A 23974-nucleotide genomic window follows, 5' to 3' on the forward strand; every position below is an offset into this window, starting at 1 on the left:
TAATCCTGGACGCGCCGCGAGCAATTTCCCATCATGCACCCCAAGAGGTGAGACCGAGATGATTAACGACGCTGTCACGTTTCAATTCCGGCGCTTAGATGAGCCGCGGCTCACACTTCCAGCCGCTTTCATCGGTGGTGTTACCTCGACCTTCACGCGCATGGCGGAAGAACTAGCAGCTACCGGCGGATATGAGGTGCGGATCGAGCTTGAACTGCTCTCCGCACAGCAGGGGTCTCTGACCACAATGTGGATTGCGACGGTTGAGTGGCTCAACGAGCGGCGCACCTCGCCAGGCGAGGTGGCAACTTTGATCGCCCTACCTCTCGCAGCGTTGCAGATGCTCAATTCTGGCAGTTCCGCCAGTGCGGTGCCGACGACCCCAGAACCGAGCTATGAACGCGCGCTAGCGATAGTCGAGCGAGCCGAGGCGCGTGTAACCGCGAAGGAGTGGGCAACGAGTCTGCAGAACGCCATTGAGATATGCCGAGTCGATGAGGTTTTGATTGTGGTTCCCGATTCCCCAGGACGCGTGGTGCGCGGCTCGAACTACCTGGGTCGCAAGATGTCTGAGTATCTTCGGGTAGAACCCGATCAGATTGGAGACCTGATCCGGGATCTGCGTCGGATCGACGCAATCTGCGATGTCGTCGTGCTGAATGATCGAACGGTCCGGTATTTTGTGCCCCACCCAGACTCCGATCTGAACAACTTTCTGATGCAGATCGAAGATATCAAGAAGGCGTATCAAGTCACGGCTAGTCGCGATGAACGCGACATAATATTTTGACGTGCTACTATTATTTTAATCCCATGCGCGCTGCAATTGTAAAAAATGCTCGATTGAGCGCGCTAATAGCTGCCATGCTGCCCGCGAATGATCGCTTTCAGAGCTCCATGCTCGGGATTTGCGGACCGCGTCCATTTGCTGACAAAGGGACATGCCGCATCTCTCCAGGTTTGCGCTTAAGATGACGCAAATGCCGGTCGGGCAATAACCCAAGTTGGTGACGCGTTCTCGACGCGGCGCCGGTCAAAATGAATCAATAGGGCGATTGAGAAGAGCCGTCGCATAATAATACTGTCGCGACAGGTTGTAGTGGCACGATCGGCAGGCTGAATGACGGATTTTCGAGCGCATTGCAGACTGGCAGTTTGTACTGAGACGGCCCGGCAGCTACTGGGCCGATTGCAGACTGGCCGGTTTCAAGAGCAGCAGCTGTGAAAGCGGACCTTCGTTCAACTAAGCCTCGAGTCGCAAAGGACCCACAGTCGGTCATTCAGGCCGCCCTTGCGATTTCCAAACTTCAGCCACTCGTTTATGATGTTACCTGTGACCGCTCAGAGCTCCAGCACAGCTGACAAATCGGCACGCCTTGAGAAAGCAGAACGCGAACGTCGTCGAGCTTGACGTCCGGCGCGTCGCAGACTCAACATGAACTGGAAGTCCCCTGAATGTTTTCCAGGGCGTCGCTGGCGTTGTTGGATGACAGATTTCGGTAAGGTCAAAGGCAGGCTTGCGACACCCTGGTTGCGCCGCCATCACCGTAGAGTTTTGCGGATATCGCGTTGGCCTTTGTTCTCCGCATGCTCTCAAACTTAATTGTCGAGCGATGCTGCTTGAAGCAATCGTTTTACAGCTGGGTCAAGCAGCGGGAACGTCTGGCGCGCGCCGGAACAGACCATAACGGCCGAAAATTCGTGCGCAGTTCATTCTTTTTAACTTGGTAATGCGTCGCTATCCTGTCCATCAAGGGGGATGCCATGCAGATTTTCAACGATGATGCGGCAGGGTCGGAGACAGGAGAGGGGCGCCATCCGGCGATAGTCGCCGATGTTGCGGGCAGTTTCACTTACGCTTCCTATCAGAACGCGATCCCCGTACTTCGTTCGATCCGAATCGACAACGAACCGGGCCAGCGCCATGAAAACTGCCGACTGGAGCTGACTGCGTCCCCCGCCTTTTTGCGGCCTAAGACCTGGATGATCGACAGGCTTGCGCCGGGTGACAGCCTGCCGCTCGGCGACCGCAAGGTCGAGCTCGACGCCGACTATCTTTCCGGCCTGAACGAGGCCGAGCGCGGCGAGATCACGCTGCGGCTTATCGCTGGCGACACGCTGCTCGACGAGCAGCGCTTCGCCGTTCGCCTGCTGGCGCGCGACGAATGGGGCGGGGTCGCCGACATGGCGCAACTGCTTCCCGCGTTCGTAATGCCGAACGAACCCGCGGTCGCGCGTATTCTGCGCACCGCGGCAGAGCGGCTGGCGGCGCATGGCCATGCCAGCGGGCTGGATGGCTATCAGTCGGGTGACCCGCAGCGCGCGTACATGCTGTGTGCGGCGATCTATTCGGCGATCGCTGCCATGGGAGTGCATTATGCCGAGCCGCCCGCCAGCTTCGAGGCTCGCGGACAGAAGGTGCGCCGCCCGGCGACGATTGCCGAGGAGCGACTGGGCACCTGCCTCGACACCACGCTGCTGTTCGCGGCGGCGCTGGAAGGGGCGGGCCTATACCCCGTCATCCTTATGTTCGAGGGACATGCCGCAGTCGGCGTATGGCTGGTCAAGCGGACGCTGGCGAATACGATCGAGACCGATGCGATGGAAGTGCGCAAGGCGCTTGCCTCGCACGAACTGATCGTGTTCGAGACCACAGGCGTGACGCATCGACCAGCGATGGCGCTCGACGCGGCGCAGCGCGCGCTGGATTACCGACTGGGGGAGGAAGACGCGCACGGCTTTGTCGCGGCAATCGACGTGCGGCGCGCGCGCAGCGGCGGGATCACACCGCTCGCCTCGCACGAGCTGCGGGCCCCTGCGGATGTGGATGCGGATGATGCGGCGGCGGTAGCCGAACTGTCCCTGCCCGCGGCGCCTTCTTTCAATGAGCTGGCAGTCGTGCCGGTTGAGGAAAAGCCGACCAATGCCGCCGGACGGATTGATCGCTGGCAACGCAAGCTGCTCGATCTGACGTTGCGCAACCGGCTGCTCAACTTCCCGGACACCAAGAAGACGATCCCGTTTCTGTGCACGGACGTGGCCTATCTCGAGGATCGGCTGGCCGATGGCGCGGCGATCCAGATCGTCTCGCTGCCCCATCAGAACCCGCTCGGCGAGCGCGATGCTGGGCTGTACCGCGAGGTGCATGGGCGCGATATCCAACGCGGTTTCGCGGCGGAAGCGCTGGCGCGCGATGAATTGCCGTCGCCGCTCGAACAAGCGCTGTTGGAGGCGCGGCTGATTGACCTGCATCGCCAGGTCCGCAACGATTTTGCCGAGGGCGGCGCGAACACACTGTTCCTCGCGGTGGGCTTTCTGCGCTGGAAGAAAAAGCCCGAAGACTCACGCAGCTATCGCGCACCGCTGCTGCTGGTGCCGGTCAAGCTTGAGCGGCGCAGCGCGAGCGCGCCCTTCCGCCTGCGCTTCCACGAGGACGAGCCGCGCTTCAACGCGACGCTGTTGCAGTTCCTGGAGCGCGAGTTCGATTTGAAGCTGCCGCAGTTCGCCGGCGCGCTGCCCACCGACGATAGCGGTATCGATGTGACGCGGATTCATGCGATGATGCGTCACGCCGTGCGCGACGTGCCGGGAATGGAAGTGCTCGACGAGACCGCGCTGTCGACCTTCAGCTTCGCTAAGTTCTTGATGTGGAAGGATCTGGTCGAACGGACCGATGCGCTTCGCGAGAATCGCGTGGTGCGACATCTCATCGATACGCCCGAACACCCCTTCTCCGGTGAGGAGGGGCAGGTGGCCTTTCATGACGAAGCCGAGCTCGACCGCATCTATGCGCCGGTGGACATCATCTGCCTGTTGCCGTCGGATTCGTCGCAAACTGCCGCAAGCCTGGCTGCGGCGGAGGGACGCGATTTCGTGATTGTTGGTCCGCCCGGCACGGGCAAGAGCCAGACGATCGCCAATATGATCGCCAACTGCCTGGCGGTGGGGAAGACCGTGCTGTTCGTCGCCGAGAAGACGGCTGCGCTCGACGTGGTCTATCGTCGGCTGCGCGAGCACGGCCTGGGCGATCACTGCATCGAGCTGCATTCGAACAAAGCCGATCGGCGCCATTTTCTGGCGCAGCTCAAGTCCGCATGGGAGCATGGGGGGAGCGGTGATCCGGCGCAATGGATCGCGGTGAACGAGCGGCTGCGGGTGCGGCGCGATATGCTGAACGGTTATGTCGCAGCGCTGCACAAGCGCTATCCCAATGGTTGGACGCCCTATCTCGCGCTCGGCATCGCGCTACGGGCCGCGGACGCACCCGCGCCGGAACTCGGCTGGCAACCGGGGCAGGTGCAAGACGCGCAGACGCTGGCCGCGCTGGAGGAACTGGCGGACGAACTCGGGAAGGTCTTCGGGTCGGTCGAGCATCGGCCGGCGCTCGATCTGGTAGACATCGAGGAATGGAGCGCGGCACGCCAGGACGAAGCGCTCGCGGCGGGGGCGTCGTTGCGCAATGCGAGCGAATTGCTCGAAGGCGCGCTTGACGGCTATCGGTCCGCGCTCGGCATTGAGGCGGCGGATCGGCCGGGCGAGGCCGAAATCGTCGCGCTGTCGAAGCTCGCCGAAGCGATGGAGGGTGCCCGCGGACGCGACCTGTCGATCGCGTTCGATCCCGACTTTGCGCGCTGGGCGGGCGACCTGTCTGCGCTGGAGGCAGCGATCGCCGATTATCGCGGTGCCGAGCACGGGCTTGCCGCAACGTTCGAGCCCGCTGCCGTGCGAGATCTGGATCCCGAGGCACTGGAGCGCCAGTGGCGCGAGGCGAGCGCCTCATTCTGGCCGTTGTCAGCGCTGGGTCGGCGCAAGGTCGCGCGGCTGTTGCAGGGCTACGCGACAAGTGGCGAGCCGCGACCGGAAAAGGACTTGCCCAACCTGCGCCGGATGAAGGCGCAGCTGGCAGTGATTGACGGTACGCCTCTCACCGATCGACCTTTGCCGATAGCGGGCCTCGACACCGACGCTGTGGCGATCGCCGACCTGCTCGCCCGCGCGGGCAAGCTCCGCGCTGCCGTGAAGCTAGACGGACAGGATCGCGACGCTGTGGCGCAGCGCATCGCCGCTGCGTTGCGGGATCGCGATGAAACGGGCTGGATCTGGCAGGCGGGCGCCAAGCTGCTCGCGGCCACGCGGGTATTCGACACGGCGCGGGACCGCTTTGCCAGCAGCGCAGGGCGCCGCGTGACAGTCGACAGCGGGCCACACGCGCTGACCGCGCTGGGCGATACGCTTGGGGCGTTGGCGGAGTCGCGCCACCTGCTGCGCGATTGGTCGGCATGGTGCCGCGTGCGCAACCGCGCCATCGCGGCAGGGCTGGAAGGGCTGGTCGCCCGCCTGGAAGATGGGGGCGTGGCCCCGGACCAGACCCAGGCGGCGTTCCGCCTGGGTTATGCGCGGTGGTGGTTGCCCTCGGTGCTGGATGGCGATCCGGTGCTGCGCGACTTCCGCCGCTTCAGCCATGACAACGCCATCGTCGAGTTTCGTGAGATTGACGATCTGGTTCGCAGCCATGCAACCGGGCGGGTGATCAGCGCCATCGCGCACGGGCTTCCGCCGGTGCAGTCAGTGCCGCGCAATTCCGAACTGGGCCTGCTGCGCTATCAGATGGAGTTGCAACGCCCCAGCCAGTCGATCCGCGACCTGATCGGCAAGATGCCCGAGAGCTTCTCGAAGCTGGCACCGTGCATGCTGATGTCGCCGCTGTCGATCGCGCAATATTTCCCGCCTAATCAGGCATTGTTCGATGTGGTGATCTTCGATGAAGCCTCGCAGATCACGACCTGGGACGCGGTGGGCGCAATCGCGCGTGGACGCCAGACGATCATCGTCGGCGACCCCAAGCAATTGCCGCCGACCAACTTCTTCGGGCGCAACGAGGAAGAGGAGGAGGTCGCCGATCACGAGCGCGACCTCGAAAGTATCCTCGACGAAGCCAAGGCGTCGGGCATTCCGGTGCGCGACTTGCGCTGGCACTATCGCAGCCGCAGCGAATCGCTGATCGCCTTTTCGAACTATCATTATTATCAGAACCGGCTGGTCACCTTCCCGTCGCCCCAAGTCGAGGATCGCGCAGTCAGGCTGCACAAGGTGCCGAACGGAGTTTACGACCGTGGCAAGAGCCGGACCAACCGGATCGAGGCGCAGGTCGTTGCGGACGAAGCCGTGGCGCGGATGCGGACCTGGCTCGACCTGCCCGAAAAGACCCGCCCGACGTTGGGGATCATCACCTTCAATGCGCAGCAGCAATCATTGATCCTCGACCTACTCGACGCAGCCCGGCGCGAAATGCCCGCGCTCGAATGGTTTTTCGCCGACGAGCGGATCGAGCCGACGATCGTCAAGAATCTTGAAAATGTGCAGGGCGACGAGCGCGATGTCATCCTGTTCTCGATCACCTTCTGGAAGGATGCGGCGGGCAAGCTGACGATGGATTTCGGCGCGCTCAATCGCGACGGTGGCGAGCGGCGGCTGAACGTGGCGGTCACGCGCGCGCGGCAGGAGCTGATCGTGTTTTCGGGCTTCACCGCCGACCAGATCGATTCGACGCGCACCAAGGCGATGGCGGTCCATCACCTCAAGACCTTTCTCGACTATGCCGAGCGCGGGACGATCGCGTTGCCGGCACGGACCATGGGGTCGGTCGGGGGTTTCGATTCTCCGTTCGAGGAAGCGGTAGCCGAGCAGCTGGAGCGGCGCGGCTGGCAGGTCGTGCCGCAGGTCGGCGTTTCCGGATTTCGCATCGACCTCGGCATTCGCCATCCCGATCTGCCCGGAGCCTATCTGGCCGGTGTCGAGTGCGACGGCGCCTCCTATCACAGCGCCGCAACCGCGCGCGATCGCGACAAGGTGCGTGAGCAGGTCCTGGTCGGGCTGGGCTGGAATATCCTGCGCGTCTGGTCGACCGACTGGTGGTATGACCCATCCGGCTGCATCGAGCGGCTGCATGCTGCGCTCGATGCGCTGCTGGAGGCCGGCCGCGTCGCAGAAACCGAGCCAGCCGTCACGGTCCGTTGGGACGCCGGGCATGAAGCCGAGGGCATCGAGCCAATCGTCGACAATGACGTCGTCGAGACCTTCGAAACGGTCCCAGGGCCCGGCGTCGCCGAAGGCGCAGTGGTCGCAGCCGAAGCGCCCCCAACCCAGGTCGCAACCGTGCAAGGGGAAGCATCGCCCGGCGTTGCTGCGGAGGGGGCGTATCGCCTGACCGATCTGTCCGGTATCGCGACCGATCCCGATCGCTTCTTCGACTTTGCCTATCGCGACACGCTCCGGGCGCTGATCGCGGCGGTGATCGAGAGCGAAAGCCCACTGCGCACCGATATCCTATACCAGCGGATCGCGCGCGCACATGGCTGGCTGCGTACCGGCTCCAAGATCCGCGAGCGCATCGAAATGCATCTGCGCGATTTCGACCGAACACAGGAATCGAGCGGCGAGTTCATCTGGAAGCGGGGTGCGATAGCCGAAACCGTCCCATACCGCATGTCGGCGGACGAGGAGTCGCGTCGCGGGATACCGGATATCCCGTTGGCCGAACTGGCGGCGGTGATTCAGGCGCATCCGGAACTGCTCGACGAGCCCGATCCCGCGCGCGAACTGGCGCGGTTGCTGGGTGTCGAACGGCTCGCGGCGGGATCGCGCACGCGGCTCGACGAGGCGATCGCGCGGATGCGCGGTGACGCGGGGCCGCCGATAATGCAGAACATCACCGAATGACCATCCGCTTCATCCATTCGAGCGACCTGCATCTGGGCAAGCGCTTCGGCAATTTCGACGGCGACCTGCCCGGCAGGCTCCGCGAGGCGCGTCACGCGGTGATTGGTCGGCTCGCCGAACATGCGCGGTCACAGGGGGCGGACACCATCCTGCTCGCCGGCGATACGTTCGATACCGAGACGCCAGCCGCCGATGTGCGGCGCCAGGCGCTTACCGAAATGGCGCATCACGCGCCGATCCGCTGGGTGATCCTGCCAGGCAACCATGACTCGCTCCAGGCGAGCGAATTGTGGGCGCAACTGACGCGAGAAGCGCCCGAGAATGTCGTGTTGGCGGTCGACGCTGCTCCGATGGAGCTGGCATCCGGGGCCGTGCTGCTTCCGGCGCCGTGCACCACGCGCCGCCCCGGACGCGATTTGAGTGCGTGGATGGACGGGGCGGGGACCCCCGAGGGAGCAGTTCGCATCGGCATGGCGCATGGCCCGATCCAGAGTTTTTCGGAGGACTCCGGCGCGTCGGAAGTGATCGCGCCTGATCGTGCGCGCCGGGCTGGCCTCGACTATCTGGCGCTCGGCGACTGGCACGGTGCGATCGAAGTCGATCCGCGCACGCGCTACAGCGGCACGCCCGAACAGGATCGGTTCAAGCATGACCGTCCGGGAGAGGCGCTGTTGATCGAGATCGCCGGACCCGGCGCACTGCCGCAGGCGACTGCGCTCGCCACCGCCAGCTTTGTGTGGCGTACGCTCGACCTGCATTTGCTGGCCGAGGACGATCCTGCCCCTGCATTGGCCGCGCTGTTGCCTGAATTGCGCGATCGTCGGCAGACACTCGCGCGGATCGTGGCCAGCGGACGCGCAGGACTAGCGGCACGCACCGCTCTGGCAGCGGGGGTGGAAGCGGTTTCGCCCGATTTCGGGTGGCTTGCGCTCGACGACGCGGATCTCGCGACCGAGTGTGCGGTGGAGGATCTGGATGGGATCGATCGTGCTGGCGCGTTGCGCGAGGCAGCCGACGCCCTGCTCGCCGAAAGCGAGGACAGCAGCCGTTCTGCGGCGGAACGCGGTGTCGCCGCGGCTGCGCTGGCGCGGCTCTATGGCTATGCCCAGGCGGTGTCGGCATGAAGCTTACCGCCCTCCGCCTGCATAACGTCAAGCGCTTCGGCGGGCGCGGCGTGGCGATCGAGGGGATTGGGGATGGCGTGAACGTGTTGTGTGCTGCCAATGAGTTCGGCAAATCGACCAGCTTCGAGGCGCTGCACGGCCTGTTCTTCCAGCCGCATTCGAGCACCGCTGGCGATGTCCGCAATTTGCGCCCCTATAGCGGCGGCAGTCCGCTGATCGAGGCGGATATCGCAGTTGGCGACCAGCAGCTGCGCATCACCAAGCAATTCTATACCGGGAGGTTCGCCAAAGTTGCGGATATGGCCAGTGGTCGGCTGATTGCGCAGGCTGACGAAGCGGAGAATTTCATCGCCGGCCTGATCCATGGCGGCGCCGGCGGGCCGGCTGGGCTGCTCTGGGTGCGCCAGGGCATCACCGGGATCGAACAGCGGAGCCGCGCAGCGGAGGATAGCGACCGGCTCGCGCGCACCAGTCTGCTCGAATCGGTGCAGGGCGAAGTCGAAGCAATGACGGGCGGGCGGCGCATGGCCGAGATCATCGCTGCCGCCGCAGAGGAAAGCGGGGCATTAGTGACAGCAACCGGTCGCCCCAAGGCGGGTGGGCGCTACGCCGCTGCGATCGAGCTCCGCGATTGCCTGGCGGCGGACGAGCGCCGGCTCGCGGACGAAGTTGCGGCGCTACGCGATGAGCTTGACCGGCGCGGCGTGGCGCAGAAGCGGCTTGCCGAACTGGAGAATGCGGACGAGCGCGATGCGCGGCGCCAGGCAGTGATTGCCGCCGAAGCCACCTTGGATGCGGCTCGCGCGCAGGCTGACAAGCTCAAGGCTGCGGAAGCCGAACTCGGATTGGCACGCGAACGCCGGGATATGGCGGAACGCGAGCAGCAACAGTTTCTCGCCGCGTCGACGGAAGCGCAGCAGGTGGCCGAGGAGAGCCGCACGGCGAATTCGCAGCGGGACGAGGCGGTCCGCCGTCGCCAGGCGGCAAGCGCCGCAATCGCTGCGGCGCAGGCTCAAGCAGAGAAGGCAGAGGCGGAGGAAGCCGAAGCGCGCGCCTTGCTCGACACACTGAATGCCGCAGCGCGCGCACGCGATGCTGCCGAGCGGCGCACCGAGGTCGAGGATCGTCTTCGCCGCGCCGAGGAAGCGCGCTCAAAGATCGAAGGCTGTGAGGCGCGGCTCGCGCAGGTGCGCCTGCCAGCGGGGGCGATCGAGGAGCTGGCCGGGCTCGACGTGGAAATCGTCCGCATCCGCGCCGTGCAGGATGCCGCGCGCCCTTCGGTCACCGTCACCTATGCCGACGGCGCTGCGGAGAGCGTCACGCTGCAGGGTCTCGTGCTGGAGGATGGCGAGGAGCGCGGCTATGACGGTCACGCCGAACTCGTCGCACCGGGCGTCGGGGTGATCACGCTGCGATCGAACCGGGCCGATCAGGATGACGGCCGGCTCGCCGCGGTGGAGGCGCAGCGGCGTGCGCTGCTCGCGTCGATGGGGGTGCCCGATCTGGCGGCGGCCCGCGAACAGCAGGTCCACGCGCAAGGGATCGAGGCGCAGGCGAGCGAGGCGCGCGCGCAGCTCGCCGTGCTTGCGCCGGATGGGCTGGAGGCGTTGCGCGGGGCTGCGGTGATGCTGGCGGCGGTCGATCCGGTGCCGATCGAACTGAAGGCCGATCCGGAGGAGGCGCGCGTCGCTTGTGAAGCGGCGGAACAACGACGACGCGATGCAACGCAGACGATCCGCGTGACCGAACCGGTTCGCGCTCAGGCGGAAACGGCATTCGTTGGCGCGGAAACGGCACTGGCGCGGTTGCAGGCGCGGGAGCAGCAGAGCGCTGCGGTGCTGGGCCCATCAGATGCGCGCGAGGCGAGAGGCGAGGAGCTTGGCATCCGCTTTGCCGAGCGCGAGGCGCTGCTTGGACAAGCGCAGGAACAGGTGGATGCGTTGGTCTCCGCTGTGCAGGATTTCGACGCCGCGGAGGCAGCGTTGCGCCGGATTCGTTCGGTCGAGCAGGCCGCCGAGAGCGAGATCCAGCAATTGCGCGAGACCATCGCGGGACTGAATGCGCGGATCACGGCTCGATCCGACGACGCCGTCGAGGAAAACTGGCTTCAGACCGTCGATGCGCTGAATGCGGCCGAAGCTCGGGTGGCAGCGTTTGCGCAGGAGGTGGCGGTGCTCTCGCGGTTGTCTGCGGCGCTTGAGACGGCGAGGGCAGAGGCGCGTGACCTGTATCTCACGCCGGTGATGAACGAACTGCGCCCGCTGCTCGGCCTGTTGTTCGACGATGTTACGATCAGCTTCGACGATCGCACCCTGTTGCCGCAGAAGATTGTGCGCGGCGGTCAGGAAGAGGATGTCGAGCGTCTGAGCGGCGGTATGCGCGAACAGCTCTCGGTGCTCACCCGGCTGGCGTTCGCCCGCTTGCTCGCACGCGACGGGCGCCCGGCGCCGGTCATCCTGGACGATGCGCTTGTCTATTCGGACGACGATCAGAATCGAGCGCATGTTCGATGCCTTGCATCGCCAGGCGCGCGATCAGCAGATCATCGTCTTTTCCTGCCGCCAACGCGCGTTTCAGCGCTTAGGTGGAAATATATTGCAGATGACGGATTGGCAGCCGTCAGCATGAACGCGGGAAAATGGTCATGATTGGCGCCCCACGCTGGATAAAAATAACGAATATGTGTCGCCGCTCGTACTACCATAGAGCCGCCGCGGTCCACCAGTTGCCGCTACCCCCACAACCGCGCCGCCGCTGATAATTCGACGAGGACCAATCGATCCAATTACCAGGCGCAAGTTCGGCCGCCACAATGGGAGCTGCCGGTGGAAGCCGTCGACTAATTCCCGCCGAGGTGGTCGCGTTGTCAACGACAGCTCTGAGAGGAGACGCCGTCGCAGCCACGCGACCAGTCGGTCGGTATCGCTGCCAACGTGGACGCTCTAGGCTGCCGGAGAGTCCACATTAGCGGACATGACTAGGCCGAAACCGGGACCGTTCGGGAGGTCGATCTCCCTGATCATACGGCAGGCTCGCACAACGATCCCGCGCTGGCTTAGTAGGCAAGGCGAGAGAAATCGCGGAAAGCGATAGAATGTCGCTATAGGATTAGCATGCCGACCTTTCGCCAACTCGAGTATCTTGTCGCAGTTTCGGATCTGAAACATTTCGGTCGGGCTGCGCAGGCAGCTCACGTTTCGCAGCCCACGTTGAGCCAACAGCTTCGCGCTCTCGAGGAGCGGCTCGGCGTCACGCTGGTCGAACGGGGCCTCGGCAGCGTCGAACTCACACCTGTCGGAAGGGAAATTGCCGATCGCGCCCGGCGTCTCTTGATCGGAATGAAAGACATCCGTGCATTGGCCACGCGCGCCGCTGAAGGCGGGGCGGGAACCATCCGGTTCGGAGTCACGCCCACACTGGGACCTTATCTCATGCCGGCGATCGTCGCTGCCCTCCATCGCGAGCAGCCCGACCTCAGGCTCTATATCCGCGAAGGGATACCGGACGAACAGGCGCTGGAATTGACGCGCGGCCAGATCGACATGCTGCTGGGGCCGCTGCCGATTCAGGGAGACGATCTGGTCATCGAGCCGCTGCTGCGTGAGCAACTGTACCTAGTGGCGCCGCCTGATCACCCGCTTGCGCAGGCATCGCGGGTGACGAAACACGACCTCAAAGGAGCGGAAATCCTCAGCCTGGATCGCCGCCATCACCTCCACCGCACGGTTGCGGACCTTTGCGCCGACTATGAGATGATCCTGCTGCGCGACTATGAAGGCACCAGCTTGGACAGCCTCCGTCAAATGGCCGGCTCTGGGCTTGGCCTCGCGATATTGCCGGAATTCTACATTCGCTCTGAGGTCGGTGGCGGCGCAGGCGTGCGGGTGCTCGATGTCGCCGGCTGGAAGGAGTCGAGGAGCATCGCCGCAGCGTGGCGCTGCGGGGCCGCCTACGGCGATCTGTACCTCATGATCGCTCGCCGTATTCAGAAAGAGGCCTCGCTGCTGACCGCGCCGCCCCTGCGATAGAAAAAACCTTTCGCTGGAGGTCCCTTCAATCGAATGGCTGTCATGCCCGCCGTGCCCTAAGCGAGTGGGTCATTGCCATGCGCGCAATTGGCGTGGCCGGCTTGGTGAAAAGCGGTTTCAGTTCGCTGCATGAGTTTTCAGGGCTAAGGAGCAAAAAATGAAGTTCTTCATCGCATCTGCAACCGCTGTACTACTCACCTTGTCGGCCTGCGACGCCCCGCAGAGTGACAACAATGAAGACGATCGCACGGAACGGGGCTCTCAGGCTGATGAAAATGATGATGACTAGATCCGATTGCGAGGATTCCGGTGGGCCTTAGCACCGGTACGGGCCCAAGAGCATAAAGACTGAAGTGTCTACGGAACAAGCGGAGACCCAGATTGAAGAAGTTCGCTTTTATCCTTGTCTTTCTCCCGCTCGCCGCGTGCGATGTCCAGCAGGCCGCAGAAGATCAGGTCCGCAACGAAATTTCCGAGCGAGCCGCCGCCGCCGAAAACGAGATCCGCTCTCGAGCTAACGAACATCTCAACGCCGTCGCGCCGGAACTCTCTAATAGAATCGACGATGTGCACAATCGTGTAGAGGATGCGCGGCAGCGGCACGACGAATTTCAGAATCAAGCTGGTTACTCGAGGTGAGTTTCAGCCAAATGTCCCAGTATTAATGCTGGACTAAATGGGAATGCATTGAACCGCCGAATGAAGCCAATAGAGACGGCAAGCCGCCGCGTTTGAATGCCTCGTCTTGTCCATTCAAATTCTGCCGCGATGCTTTGCGGTGATCGGTGCCAGGGCTCGAAGTCGAGCTAAGCATCGCGCTGGGAACCGCTGAGGGGGCCCCATCATACCTCATGGTCGCTTACCCTATTCAGAAAGGAAGCCTCGCCGCTCACCTCGCGTCCCGAGCGATAGAGGCAACCTATCGCAGGCGGCCTATTCAATCGAATGGTCGATATGCCCGCCGCGCGCTAAATGAGGGTTGCGGGCCGGGCCCCTCTGGCGGTTGTCTCCCCTGACAACAGCGATGTCGGACCGCATCGGGTTGGTCCGGTGCAGCTACACGCCCCGTTTCTGCGCCGCGGCCCGCCCGATCGATGCAACGTCGATTGGAGAGAGGCTATGAACGCATTCATGTATAGACTGAGCGTTATCCACCGGAAGCTCGACGACGAGATCCGTCGGGAGCTCAAGCGACGCTTCCCGGACAGCATCAAGCTGCTGCGGCTCAAGAAGCTCCGGCTCGCCGTCAAGGACCGTCTCCACCACGGTTTTCGCGACAAGAGGGTCGGCGCGTGAACACGCCCTACCCGGTGCCGCGCGCCGAAGCACGCGTCGGAGCCCCGTTCGACGAGGGGCTCCGGCGGCACATGCTCGGCATCTACAATCATATGGGATTGGGGCTGGCGATCACCGGCCTGGTCGCCCTCCTGGTCGCGGCCACCCCGGCACTCCATGGCCCGATCTTCGGGACGCCGCTCAAGTGGCTGGCGATCTTCGCTCCGCTCGGCTTCGTCCTCTTCCTGTCGTTCCGGATCGAGCGGATGACAACCGCCTCGGCGCGCACGGCTTTTTACGCCTTTTCGGCGGTCATGGGCATCTCGCTGGCGAGCATCTTCCTCGTCTACACGGGGACCAGCATCGCCCGCACCTTCTTCATCGCCGCGTCGATGTTCTTGGGAATGAGCCTGTGGGGCTATACGACGAAGCGCGACCTCACCCGCTGGACGGTTTTCCTGTTCATGGGCCTCATCGGCGTTGTGAGCGCGAGCATCGTCAATCTGTTCCTGGGATCGTCGACGCTGCAGCTAGTGGTGTCGCTGGTTGGAGTGTTGGTGTTCACCGGCCTTACCGCCTGGGACACGCAGCGGGCGAAGTCGGACTACGTCGCCTATGCGGGAACGCCGCATGCCGACAAGCTCGCCGTCATGGGCGCGCTCTCGCTCTACCTCAACCTCGTCAATCTCTTTCAATTGCTGCTGGCCTTCTTCGGCCAGCGCCAGGAGACCTAAGCCATGCGTAGTCAGGAAGAAGTAAGCGCGATGCTCTGCCCCACCGACAGGACCGCTCTGGTCATGTCCGACCGGCAGGGAATCGAAATCGATTATTGCCCGACCTGTCGGGGCATCTGGCTCGATCGTGGCGAGCTCGACAAGATCATCGAACGCAACGCGGCTGATACGGCGCCGCCACCGCTCCCCCGTGCCGAGGGAGGAAGACAGGCGCCGTACCCCCCTCAGCAACGCTACAGCGACGATTACCACGATGATTACCGTCGCGGCGGCTATCGCAAGCGCAAAAAGTCGTTCCTTTCGGAGCTATTCGACTGAACTCATCCCGCCGCCGGCGTCCAGCGTCGGCAGTGGAGCCCATCTTCTCGGATCCGGGACCCTCTGGCGGCTGGCCTCCACCAGCCGCGATGTCGGATCGAACCAGCATCGCGTCAGCACGCGCGGTTTTGATCGGATCTACTCATGGAATTTCTGTTCTTCGACTTTCTTGGCAAGCCCGCGTGGATGTGGCTGACCTTCATCGGCATCGTGATCATTCTGTTGGCGCTCGACCTGGGTGTGCTTCACCGCAAGCAGCGCGAGATCGGCGTCAGCGAGAGCCTGATCCTGTCGGCCATCTATATCGGGCTCAGCCTGGCCTTCGGCGCCTGGGTCTGGTGGTATATGGGGCAAACCGCCGGGATGGCCTACGTCACGGGCTTTGTGATCGAGAAGAGCCTGGCGATGGACAATGTGTTCGTTATCGCCATGATCTTCAGCTACTTCGCCATCCCACGGCTCTACCAGCATCGGGTGCTCTTCTGGGGTATTCTGGGGGTCATCGTGCTGCGCGCGGTGATGATCGGCTTCGGCGCCGCGATGGTCGAGCAGTTCAGCTGGGTCCTCTATGTCTTCGCTGCTTTCCTGATCCTCACCGGCATCAAGATGTGGGTGATGGCGGACAAGCCTTACGACGTCGGGAACGCGGCCGTGCTGAAGTGGGTGCGGCGACGCTTCCGCGTCAGCGACGAGCTACACGGCGAAAGCTTCTGGGTAAGAAAGGTCGATCCAAAGACGGGTCAGCTGGCGTGGTTCATGACCCCCTTGTTTCTCGCATTGATTATGATCGAGTTCGTCGATGTGGTTTTCGCGGTGGACTCGGTGCCGGCGATCTTCGCCATCACCACTGACCCGTTCATCGTTTACACCTCGAACATCTTCGCGATCCTCGGTCTTCGGGCGCTCTATTTCGCGCTCGCGGCGATGGTCGACCGCTTCCACTATCTGAAATACGCGCTGGCCGTCCTGCTGGTGTTCATTGGCTCCAAGATCTTCGTGGCCGATGCTCTCGGCCTGGCCAAAATTCCGCCTGCCGCCTCACTTGGGGTGACCTTCTCGATTCTGCTCGTGGGCGTCGTGTGGTCGCTGTGGAAGACCCGCGCGTCCGCAACCCCATCCTCGACCACCGCTTGATGTCTTCAGGGGAAGATCAACATGACACTCCATAGTATATTGCACCACGCAGCTGCAGAACGCTGCGACCCGCAGCTCGGGGCAACAGGGTACGCGCTTCAGCTTGCGCGCGCATTCGACGCCCGGTTGACGGCATTGGTCTACGAGCTCGACGTGGTGCTTCCGCGCAGCGCCTATGGGCGCCAGATCACGGCCGAGGCCCGGACGACCCTGGCGCAACGCAATTCCGATGCACGAGGGAAAGCCGCGGGTCTGCGTGACGCTGCCGCCGGTATGCAGCTGGAAGCCGAGGTGCTGACGGACCGCTCGTTTGCTTACACTATTCCAGAGGTAGTCGCCGACCGGGCGCGCCTGCATGACCTTACCGTCTGCGGAATAGACGACCACGGCTTGCTCAGTGAGCACGCTATAGCCGACTATGTGCTCTTCCAATCAGGACGTCCACTCATCGTGGTTCCGTCCGATCACTCGGGACCCTTTTCCTGCGAGCGAGTGATCGTCGCCTGGGATTACAGCCGGACCGCAGCGCGCGCCCTTGGCGACGCGATGCCGTTCCTGCGAGCGGCGAAAGAAGTCGCGATCATAACCTTCGGAGACGACAAGGAAATGGCATCAAGTCTCACGCGTGACGGCGTCGTTGCCTCCTTGAAGCACCGCGGTGTGACGGCCTGCTATGAACAGACCGAGCGTGGCGATCTGACCATAGCTCAAGCCATCAATGCCGCCGCCGCCCGTCTGGAAGCGAATCTCCTGGTGATGGGAGGGTATGGGCATTCGCGCTTCCGGGAGTTCGTTCTGGGCGGAGCCACCCGCGGGGTCTTGCAAGCACCGGCGCTGCCTACGTTCCTATCGCACTGATCCTGAAGCGAGCCTTGCGATGCCAGCCAGTTGCCGGCCGGCTCTTGAGAGCCCTCGTTGTTTGACCTGAGCCTCCTGACCTGGGCAGACCTCGTCCCGTTCATCGCGGTGGGATTTGCCGCGCAGATGGTGGACGGCGCCCTCGGCATGGCATTTGGGGTGATCTCGAGCATGCTGCTGATTAGCCTCGGGGTTCCTCCTGCCGCGGCCTCGGCTGGCGTCCATGCGGTGGAAAGCTTCACGACTGCTGCCTCTGGAACCAGTCACATCGCCCACAAGAATGTCGACTGGCGTCTGTTCTTGAGACTCGTCATTCCCGGCGTGATCGGAGGCGTTTTGGGTGCTTATGTTCTCACTCACGTTGATGCGCAGATCGCCCGCCCCTTCGTTCTGGCCTACCTCGCAATTCTGGCCATCTTTCTCGTTTGGAAAGGACTCAGAGCCCCGCCCGCCGATCGCAGGCCACGGTATGTTGCGCCACTTGGGCTGGTCGGCGGCTTTCTAGACGCAGCGGGCGGTGGTGGTTGGGGACCGATCGTGACCAGTAACTTGCTTGTTCAGGGTGCGACGCCGCGCCGGGTGATCGGCACGGTCATCGTCGCCGAGTTCTTTCTGACCGTGACCATATCCGCGACATTCATCGCAACGATGGGCTGGGCCGCATTCACGGCCGCTACGATTGGATTGCTGATCGGCGGAATACTGGCAGCTCCGCTCGGCGGACTGGTGGCGAAGCGCGTCCCGGCCAAGGCGCTACTCGTTGTAATAGGGTTTATTTTGGCCGCAATCAGCCTGTTCGGCATCTGGCAAACGCTCGCCGGATAGCCCTTCGCTGAAGGGCGTCGGTTCGGTTGCTCGTTTGGCAGACGTTCAGAAAACACACACTCGTGGTGAGAGGTGCCAAACCATGAAACCTGGCGGGCACCGTGTTCCGCCACCAATGCTATGCGAGTTCCGCATTTCCCCGCCGCTTTCCGCCTCTACTGCGATTAGGAAATTGGTGCGCCCGGATGGATCCGAACTATCTTTTGATCGTGAGACTATCGAAGTGAGGTTCGTCCGCTTTTGGGATTCTCCCATTCGAGCCTGAACGGCCGAAATTAGGGCGCGTTGCCGACGGGCTGGTTGTGACAAGAGCAGACAGACCGCTGATGGGCCGTCAGTTGACTGTCTGCTTCCGATGCAGCGGCCACCTGAAGCAGACACAAAGACGTCGCTGATGCAGCCTACAAGGAACGTCGCTCAGATCCTTTGCTGAGTGGCTCTTCTCGCGAGTTAGGCCGCCGGCTTCAAAGACCCAAATGCATCATGGAGGGAGCGTTTCGCTTTAGTCTAACAGCGCCCCCCCAAGCCATATTAGGCTTTGCCATCCGGAAGAGCGATCGGCCCGGCAACGCGAGGAACCGTGTCTCCCAATATCTTGTCGAGCCAGGCGATATGCCCCCCGCGCTCGGCGCAGCGCGTAAAGAAGGCACGTTGCTTCGCCCGAGTGAACGCTACGAAGAATGAATTGAGTTCTTCGGTGCGGTTGGGAGTCAGGCTCCACCAGCTTTGATTGTCGAGGCCAAAAAAAATGATGGTGTGAAACTCCATCCCTTTGCTCTTGTGGATCGTCATCAGAGGGACCTGATTCTTCCCTTCGAAGCGATCGAGCGCATCAGGCCACGACTCCGCGTCGGTCAAGCTTTCATCCAAAAGTGCGATAAACCCTTCGCGAACCCGGTCAAAATCGGCTTGTCGCTGATAAGAAGGGTTGGCCTGCCGAATATTCTCCTCCCCGATCATATCGACAATCAAGGTCGTCAGTTCACCACCGTATCCCTTCGCGGCGGCGTTCGCAGCCATGAAGGCGCGGCATGCCTTAGCGACCTCTTCGACCTTCATGCTCAACCTGTTCAGCAACACGTCCTCATCGTCGCTGATCGATTCAAGCGACCGCAACTCATCCTGCGCAGTTGACCATGCTTCGGCATTTTTCTTGGTCGCGCCGAGGCGCAAGCATGGGATCAAAAGCGCGGTCAGATTTTCCGTCAGCAAATCCTGAATGGCTATGTCGCCGACATTGCGGGCCAGGTTACGAATGGTGACGCCCCTATCGGCAAACACTTCGCTAAGTTCAGCTTCGACGGCGTCGGCGTAGTTCCTGACAAGGATGGCGACGTCGTGCGCTTCCACGGTGCCGCTTTCGATCTCTTCGGGCACCCACCCGGCCAATCCCGCTACTTCAGTCTCTTTGTCGGGGTATATCCAAATCGCTGCCACATCGCCGTCAACCTCGCGCTCCGCCCGCGCCTCGACGGGCTCAACATCCGGGTCGATCTGGCTGGCGATGATGTGTTGGATCGCCACAAGGTCTTCATGCGATCTCCAATTGAGAAGCAATGAGATACAACGGGCGTTGTAGTGGGCCGTAAATGCCGCGAAAGCATTGGTCATTGCGCCTGCCCAACCCATGATCTTTTGTTTATCGTCACCCACCGCCGTCAGTTTGGCGGTGGCCGGATCGAACGCTGCGGTGACAATTTCAAACTGGGCAGAGGTCGCGTCCTGAAACTCGTCGAGGAACACAATCGGATAGGTCATCCGAATGGCCCGCCGAATTCTGGAATTCGTGCGTAATAGGTACTCGGCAAGTCGATTTATCATCGCAAAGGTCAAATAGGCGTGTGCACCGCCGTGGTATTGGTCCTGCCAATACGCATCCATGATTTCCTTCTGCCGCGCCGACACTCCCTGAGTAGGGTCGAGCAGCCGACGCATCCCGATCCACTTTGTCAGGGTCTGCGCATTCACGTCGTTGATGTCAGCGCGCTGGAGAAAATCGTTCAAGATTGCGGCCGTCGGAAATGAAATCTCGTAATCGGCGGGTGGTCGAAATTGCGGTGGGAGCGCGTTTCTAAATTGATCCACCAGCCCTTTGGTAAAGGCGTCGAATGTTTGTGAGACGAAGCGCCGCGCTTGATGCTCCGGACATCGTTTTCCAACCCGCTGCGCCAGCGTTTGCGCCGCATCCCGCTTGAAGCTGATCGCCAATATCCGTTTCGGATGTGGACATAGGCCCGTCTGAAGCAAATAGGTCGCCTTCTGCGCAAGGAACTCCGTTTTGCCTGCGCCAGCGCCGGCGGTGACACACACGCTTCGAGCCGTTTCTCGCAAAGCTTCCCACGCGCGGTCCTCCAAGCTCTCGACACCTTGAGGAACCCAATCGTCTGGCTTGATCAAAGTCATCCGAGGACGGACTTTCGGACGTATTTGACCAACTTTATCAGTTCAGGTGGTGCGTCGCTCGCGAGTTCGTCGTTGTCGATTTTGCTCAAAGCGGAGATGTGAATTTCGGGCTTGCTGTTGGAAATGAAGAGATACGGATACCAGAGAAACTCATCGTCCCAATGGTCGTCATAGAGGTCAGGATTGCCGCCCGTTTTAAGGGTTACGGCCTTTTTATCCGCGAGGGCCTGCGCTCCTGTACGGGGCCCGGTCCCGCCCTCATTTTTCATCTGATAAGTTTCGCCGAAGCAAAGAAGCATGCTGAAGTCGAGGTCGATGGGAGACGAGAAAAACACGCCTTCCTCACGCAGCGCCTTTAACCAAACATGAGCCTGATCCTCATCGACCAGTTCCTGATCGTCAATTTCATCGACATCACCGACTTCGATGTCTCCTGATAGGACGAACGAGTTTTCGTCGAGCGTGTTGCCGATTTCTGCCAGTTCTTCGACCACGTAGGCGATCGCGCCCGCGCCGCCGTGCTTCCTGCCCGCATCCAAATCCAGCAATGTTGCATAGGGGATATTGAGATCCGCCAGCAGCCTCCAGAAGTGGCTGACGAAACGTCCGCCCAGAGGCACGATCGGCACGAAAGATCGATCAAGAGGGAACTTCATCGCTTCGGCCAGCCGGGGCAACACGATGGCCTCTGACTCGCCTTCGGCGAGTACGACGAAGCGGGCGAAATACAGTTCCGGAAAAGCCTTTACAGCCAAGCGAACGTATTTGCTGGCGTCGGAGTCTGCTTCCGGCAGCGTTAGCGCCCGGACATCCGATTCCCGGGTTTTCGCCTCCATCCGAGCGTAGCGGACTTCTTCCGGTTCGACGCGGCTCAAGACGCTCGCGCTGTGGCTGGAAATCACCACCTGCGCCCCGTCCAGCTTACCAATGTCGCGCGCCTGCATCATGATGCGCGAGAGGAAAAACGGCGACAGGCTGTTCTCCGGCTCCTCAATCGCCAAGATCGTCAAATAGGTTCTGCGCAGCTTCTCCTGATCGAACACGCTATCGGCAGGTTTTTGGGCGAGAGCGTCGCGTTCGATTTCTAACGTGGCAGCCGTCAGAGCGATGTGGAACAGGGAGCGCTGTCCATCGCTAAGGTCGTCCAAACGCCTCGTCTGGGCTGCTTCGTCAGGGAAGAACACAAACTCGGCGCGACGCACGAGTTGTTCCATTTCATGCTCAACCAGACGCATTAGCGGTTTGGAGTCCGTGTCGCCTTGGTGGACTTCTGCCCACCGCTTTTCCAATCGTTCGGAAATGAACTTGGCGGGCAGTTCCGCATCAAACTGCGTCTGGATGTCGGTGGCCCCCTTTAGCGCGATTTCGGACAGCGCGTTCGACCAACGGGCGGCGCGCCACAGCCGCCCTTTCAGAAGGTTCGTGACCTGATCGAAGGCATTTCGATTAGCAGGCACGTAAACCAGCTGGATGTAGTTTCGCTCGACAGCCTGAACCCGCCGGCACTCTTCCCATGTGAACTCGTCATCGAGGGTCGTAATCCATCGAACCTCGTCTTCCACCGTGCCGTCTGGCGTCGTGTCGTCCGCCCAGGTTGCCTGAAGCCTGATACGGACCTTGAGCGGAGAGTCCTCGTCTCCGGTCGCCATATGCGTGAAAACTTCCGGGACGGTCGCACTGTCCTCGCCATCATCGTCGGCTTCCAGTTCCGGGAAGCCAAGTACGCAATCAATGGAGAGGGTGGCGCCGGATGCCGGGCCTGTGCTGTCCAATGGCACGTGGAAGTCGCTTTTGCGCAACGCGCGGAGCGATGGCGAGATACCGAATAGTTTTGTGAGCGCCGCGAAAATAGCGGTCTTGCCGGACCCATTGTTGCCGACAATGGCTGTTACATCATCCCTGAACTGGATCGTCACCGGCTCCGGACCGAAGCATCGGAAATTCGAGATGGTGACTTGTTCTATTTTCATTGGGCATCCTCCACACGCAAGACAGTATTGGATCGCAGCGGCGTGAGAAAGCCGTGGCCGCCCTGCAACACCCCTCATGAAAAGCGCGGCGCTTGTTGAATCGGAACGAGTCCAAATGCGGATCATGCTGAGAACGTCGAATATCTCCGGTTGCTGGCGATAAACTTCGTTGATTCAAGCTCGCTATGGTGGTGGAGCAAAGCATACAGGTCGCTTGGACCTATAGCGGACGGCAGTTACGCTCCCTCGAAATCCCACCCGCTTCGGCCGAGATAATGCCGGGCGTGGTTTGGGGCTGCGCGACGGAGTTATTCACGCCCGCATTTTGGAAATATCAATCCGCTGGCTTTCAGCTTCGCGTCGACCGCAATTCATTTCGCCTCGGAAACACAATCACAGAGGAGCTGGCAGTCTGCCTCCTCGGAGGATTCGGTATGCCGGCGGAACTCGGTCTAGCGGCCTTTCATCGATTGCGTGACCGCAGCCTTCTGGCGGCTGAGGTACGGCAAGAAGAAATCGAGCGCGCGCTTAGCGAGCCGTTCCATATTGGAAATCGGCAGCGGCGATATCGCTTTCCAAAGCAAAAGGCGCGCTACCTCTGGCATGCTCTGCAAATGACTGGCGCACTCCCTGAAGCTCCCCGGCAACTCCGCGATTTCCTCGTCCGCCTGCCCGGGATAGGACCGAAAACCGCGTCCTGGGTAGTTCGAAATCACTACGCGTGCGACGAAGTTGCGATCCTCGATGTACACATATTGAGAGCCGGTGTAGCGATGGGGCTATTTCTGCCCGGCGCCGATCCCGCGAGGGACTATTTCAAACTTGAAGCCCGCTTCCTTCAATTCTGCGGAGCGATCGGCGAGCCCGCGAGTTTGGTGGACTCGCTTATGTGGGACTATATGCGACGGATCGGTCCAACCGCGATCAATCGGACTCATGTGCAGCGGGAGACCGTTTGCGTCCAATGATGGCCGTCCCAACCGCGAGATAGTTTGAATGGGGCTGCTTCAAGCTCGACAGCAAATCCGCACCAGTGGGCCCCAATGGTGCGAAGCCGCAGCCATAGGCGGCGGCGAATAAGGAGAATGATTGAAGCACCGCACCGGTATCGCGCCAGAGCAGCGTTATCGGATTCTCATACGACTGTTCGGCATGTCGTACGTTCGCCACCAGTAAAAGGAAGTGCCCCGACGCATCGGGAAGCACCCCCCGCAGCGGGGTCAGCGCTTCGTTGAGGCGTTCGGCGTTCTCGACCTCGATTGTTCCAAACACGTCGTGGGTGTCGCAATAGAGGATTGGCAGCTCTACCCCCGGGCCTGAAACGATCAGGACTTCGATCGACTGTAATGCTCCGGCGGAAAGCGACACCTTGCGAGCCCGGCCCGAATTTCCCCCAATGCCAAGTTGCCGCACCTGCATCACCTCGCGAACGAGCGCAAAGGTTTCATCTAGATCGAGCGACGATATTTCGCGGATCGTTCGGCGGCCTAACGCCACATCGAGAAAGCCGCTTTTCGGGGCGAACTCCGTCCTCGGCATGTCGTAGATCGAAGTCATCGGCCAGGGGTCCTTCGGCCGAGTTCGAT

The 23974-nt window shown here is 61.9% G+C and carries 17 protein-coding genes; 13 read left to right on the forward strand and 4 right to left on the reverse strand.

The annotated features are described in order from the left end of the window. Positions 1-58 precede the first annotated feature (58 nt). The 6 genes from LRS08_RS07715 to LRS08_RS07740 all read left to right on the forward strand — a co-directional run bounded on the left by LRS08_RS07715 (position 59) and on the right by LRS08_RS07740 (position 13160). Positions 59-790, forward strand: a complete 732-nt coding sequence (locus LRS08_RS07715) for a hypothetical protein (RefSeq protein WP_257844216.1) — start codon at positions 59-61, stop codon at positions 788-790. Between the two features lie 974 nt (positions 791-1764). Further along, entirely contained in the window at positions 1765-7719 is a 5955-nt protein-coding gene (locus LRS08_RS07720) for a DUF3320 domain-containing protein (RefSeq protein ID WP_260481530.1), read from the forward strand. Further along, positions 7716-8843 (forward strand): exonuclease SbcCD subunit D, encoded by a 1128-nt coding sequence (locus LRS08_RS07725; RefSeq protein ID WP_257844214.1) that lies wholly within the window; start codon positions 7716-7718, stop codon positions 8841-8843. Before LRS08_RS07720 ends, LRS08_RS07725 begins: the two co-directional genes overlap by 4 nt. Beyond that, the gene (locus LRS08_RS07730) at positions 8840-11491 is read left to right on the forward strand and encodes an AAA family ATPase (protein ID WP_260481531.1); all 2652 of its coding nucleotides are present in this window, start codon (positions 8840-8842) and stop codon (positions 11489-11491) included. Before LRS08_RS07725 ends, LRS08_RS07730 begins: the two co-directional genes overlap by 4 nt. A 465-nt stretch (positions 11492-11956) precedes the next feature. After that, positions 11957-12871 (forward strand): hydrogen peroxide-inducible genes activator, encoded by a 915-nt coding sequence (locus LRS08_RS07735; RefSeq protein WP_257844212.1) that lies wholly within the window; start codon positions 11957-11959, stop codon positions 12869-12871. A 157-nt stretch (positions 12872-13028) separates the two neighbouring features. Continuing rightward, positions 13029-13160 carry a hypothetical protein gene (locus LRS08_RS07740; protein ID WP_257844210.1) on the forward strand — a complete coding sequence of 44 codons (132 nt, stop codon included), beginning with the start codon at positions 13029-13031 and terminating at the stop codon, positions 13158-13160. Between the two features lie 68 nt (positions 13161-13228). Here LRS08_RS07740 and LRS08_RS07745 read toward each other — a convergent pair whose 3' ends face one another. Then, positions 13229-13492, reverse strand: a complete 264-nt coding sequence (locus LRS08_RS07745; RefSeq protein WP_257844208.1) for a hypothetical protein — start codon at positions 13490-13492, stop codon at positions 13229-13231. Between the two features lie 498 nt (positions 13493-13990). Here LRS08_RS07745 and LRS08_RS07750 point away from each other — a divergent pair, with 498 nt between their 5' ends. The 6 genes from LRS08_RS07750 to LRS08_RS07775 all read left to right on the forward strand — a co-directional run bounded on the left by LRS08_RS07750 (position 13991) and on the right by LRS08_RS07775 (position 18015). Further along, positions 13991-14167: a DUF465 domain-containing protein gene (locus tag LRS08_RS07750; RefSeq protein ID WP_257844207.1), complete on the forward strand. Its 177-nt coding sequence runs from the start codon at positions 13991-13993 to the stop codon at positions 14165-14167. 71 nt (positions 14168-14238) lie between these two features. Further along, a complete protein-coding gene (locus tag LRS08_RS07755; protein ID WP_257845471.1) occupies positions 14239-14880 on the forward strand; it encodes a Bax inhibitor-1/YccA family protein in 642 nt (213 codons plus the stop codon). A gap of 3 nt (positions 14881-14883) precedes the next feature. Next, positions 14884-15198: a zf-TFIIB domain-containing protein gene (locus LRS08_RS07760; protein ID WP_260481532.1), complete on the forward strand. Its 315-nt coding sequence runs from the start codon at positions 14884-14886 to the stop codon at positions 15196-15198. Between the two features lie 144 nt (positions 15199-15342). Then, a complete protein-coding gene (locus LRS08_RS07765; protein WP_308222991.1) occupies positions 15343-16332 on the forward strand; it encodes a TerC family protein in 990 nt (329 codons plus the stop codon). Between the two features lie 39 nt (positions 16333-16371). Next, a complete protein-coding gene (locus tag LRS08_RS07770; RefSeq protein WP_257844205.1) occupies positions 16372-17190 on the forward strand; it encodes a universal stress protein in 819 nt (272 codons plus the stop codon). Between the two features lie 57 nt (positions 17191-17247). Beyond that, entirely contained in the window at positions 17248-18015 is a 768-nt protein-coding gene (locus LRS08_RS07775) for a sulfite exporter TauE/SafE family protein (RefSeq protein ID WP_257844204.1), read from the forward strand. A gap of 531 nt (positions 18016-18546) precedes the next feature. Here the strand turns inward: LRS08_RS07775 and LRS08_RS07780 are convergent. Together LRS08_RS07780 and LRS08_RS07785 are read right to left on the reverse strand one after the other, a co-directional pair. After that, entirely contained in the window at positions 18547-20418 is a 1872-nt protein-coding gene (locus LRS08_RS07780; protein WP_257844202.1) for a UvrD-helicase domain-containing protein, read from the reverse strand. Continuing rightward, positions 20415-22388, reverse strand: a complete 1974-nt coding sequence (locus LRS08_RS07785) for an ATP-dependent nuclease (RefSeq protein ID WP_257844200.1) — start codon at positions 22386-22388, stop codon at positions 20415-20417. The genes LRS08_RS07780 and LRS08_RS07785 overlap by 4 nt, the downstream gene beginning before the upstream one ends. A gap of 434 nt (positions 22389-22822) precedes the next feature. On the opposite strand from LRS08_RS07785, the gene LRS08_RS20245 reads away from it, so the two are divergent. Next, a complete protein-coding gene (locus tag LRS08_RS20245; protein WP_409456295.1) occupies positions 22823-23356 on the forward strand; it encodes a hypothetical protein in 534 nt (177 codons plus the stop codon). On the opposite strand, the gene LRS08_RS07795 is transcribed toward LRS08_RS20245, so the two are convergent. Continuing rightward, positions 23313-23945, reverse strand: coding sequence for a hypothetical protein (locus LRS08_RS07795; protein WP_257844198.1), 633 nt, complete (start codon positions 23943-23945; stop codon positions 23313-23315). The genes LRS08_RS20245 and LRS08_RS07795 overlap by 44 nt on opposite strands. Between the last annotated feature and the right edge of the window lie 29 nt (positions 23946-23974).

Origin of the sequence: Sphingomonas sp. J315 (genome assembly GCF_024666595.1) — a bacterium.
Taxonomy (GTDB): domain Bacteria; phylum Pseudomonadota; class Alphaproteobacteria; order Sphingomonadales; family Sphingomonadaceae; genus Sphingomonas.

What these genes read in the sequence shown, in the direction of transcription:
- LRS08_RS07740 (WP_257844210.1), top strand. Translation starts at nt 13,029, where the DNA reads ATGAAGTTCTTCATCGCATCTGCAACCGCTGTACTACTCACCTTGTCG.
- LRS08_RS07750 (WP_257844207.1), top strand. Translation starts at nt 13,991, where the DNA reads ATGAACGCATTCATGTATAGACTGAGCGTTATCCACCGGAAGCTCGAC.
- LRS08_RS07730 (WP_260481531.1), top strand. Translation starts at nt 8,840, where the DNA reads ATGAAGCTTACCGCCCTCCGCCTGCATAACGTCAAGCGCTTCGGCGGG.
- LRS08_RS07725 (WP_257844214.1), top strand. Translation starts at nt 7,716, where the DNA reads ATGACCATCCGCTTCATCCATTCGAGCGACCTGCATCTGGGCAAGCGC.
- LRS08_RS07765 (WP_308222991.1), top strand. Translation starts at nt 15,343, where the DNA reads ATGGAATTTCTGTTCTTCGACTTTCTTGGCAAGCCCGCGTGGATGTGG.
- LRS08_RS07760 (WP_260481532.1), top strand. Translation starts at nt 14,884, where the DNA reads ATGCGTAGTCAGGAAGAAGTAAGCGCGATGCTCTGCCCCACCGACAGG.
- LRS08_RS07755 (WP_257845471.1), top strand. Translation starts at nt 14,239, where the DNA reads ATGCTCGGCATCTACAATCATATGGGATTGGGGCTGGCGATCACCGGC.
- LRS08_RS07785 (WP_257844200.1), bottom strand. Translation starts at nt 22,388, where the DNA reads ATGAAAATAGAACAAGTCACCATCTCGAATTTCCGATGCTTCGGTCCG.
- LRS08_RS07795 (WP_257844198.1), bottom strand. Translation starts at nt 23,945, where the DNA reads ATGACTTCGATCTACGACATGCCGAGGACGGAGTTCGCCCCGAAAAGC.
- LRS08_RS07715 (WP_257844216.1), top strand. Translation starts at nt 59, where the DNA reads ATGATTAACGACGCTGTCACGTTTCAATTCCGGCGCTTAGATGAGCCG.
- LRS08_RS07720 (WP_260481530.1), top strand. Translation starts at nt 1,765, where the DNA reads ATGCAGATTTTCAACGATGATGCGGCAGGGTCGGAGACAGGAGAGGGG.
- LRS08_RS07735 (WP_257844212.1), top strand. Translation starts at nt 11,957, where the DNA reads ATGCCGACCTTTCGCCAACTCGAGTATCTTGTCGCAGTTTCGGATCTG.
- LRS08_RS07780 (WP_257844202.1), bottom strand. Translation starts at nt 20,418, where the DNA reads ATGACTTTGATCAAGCCAGACGATTGGGTTCCTCAAGGTGTCGAGAGC.
- LRS08_RS20245 (WP_409456295.1), top strand. Translation starts at nt 22,823, where the DNA reads ATGCCGGCGGAACTCGGTCTAGCGGCCTTTCATCGATTGCGTGACCGC.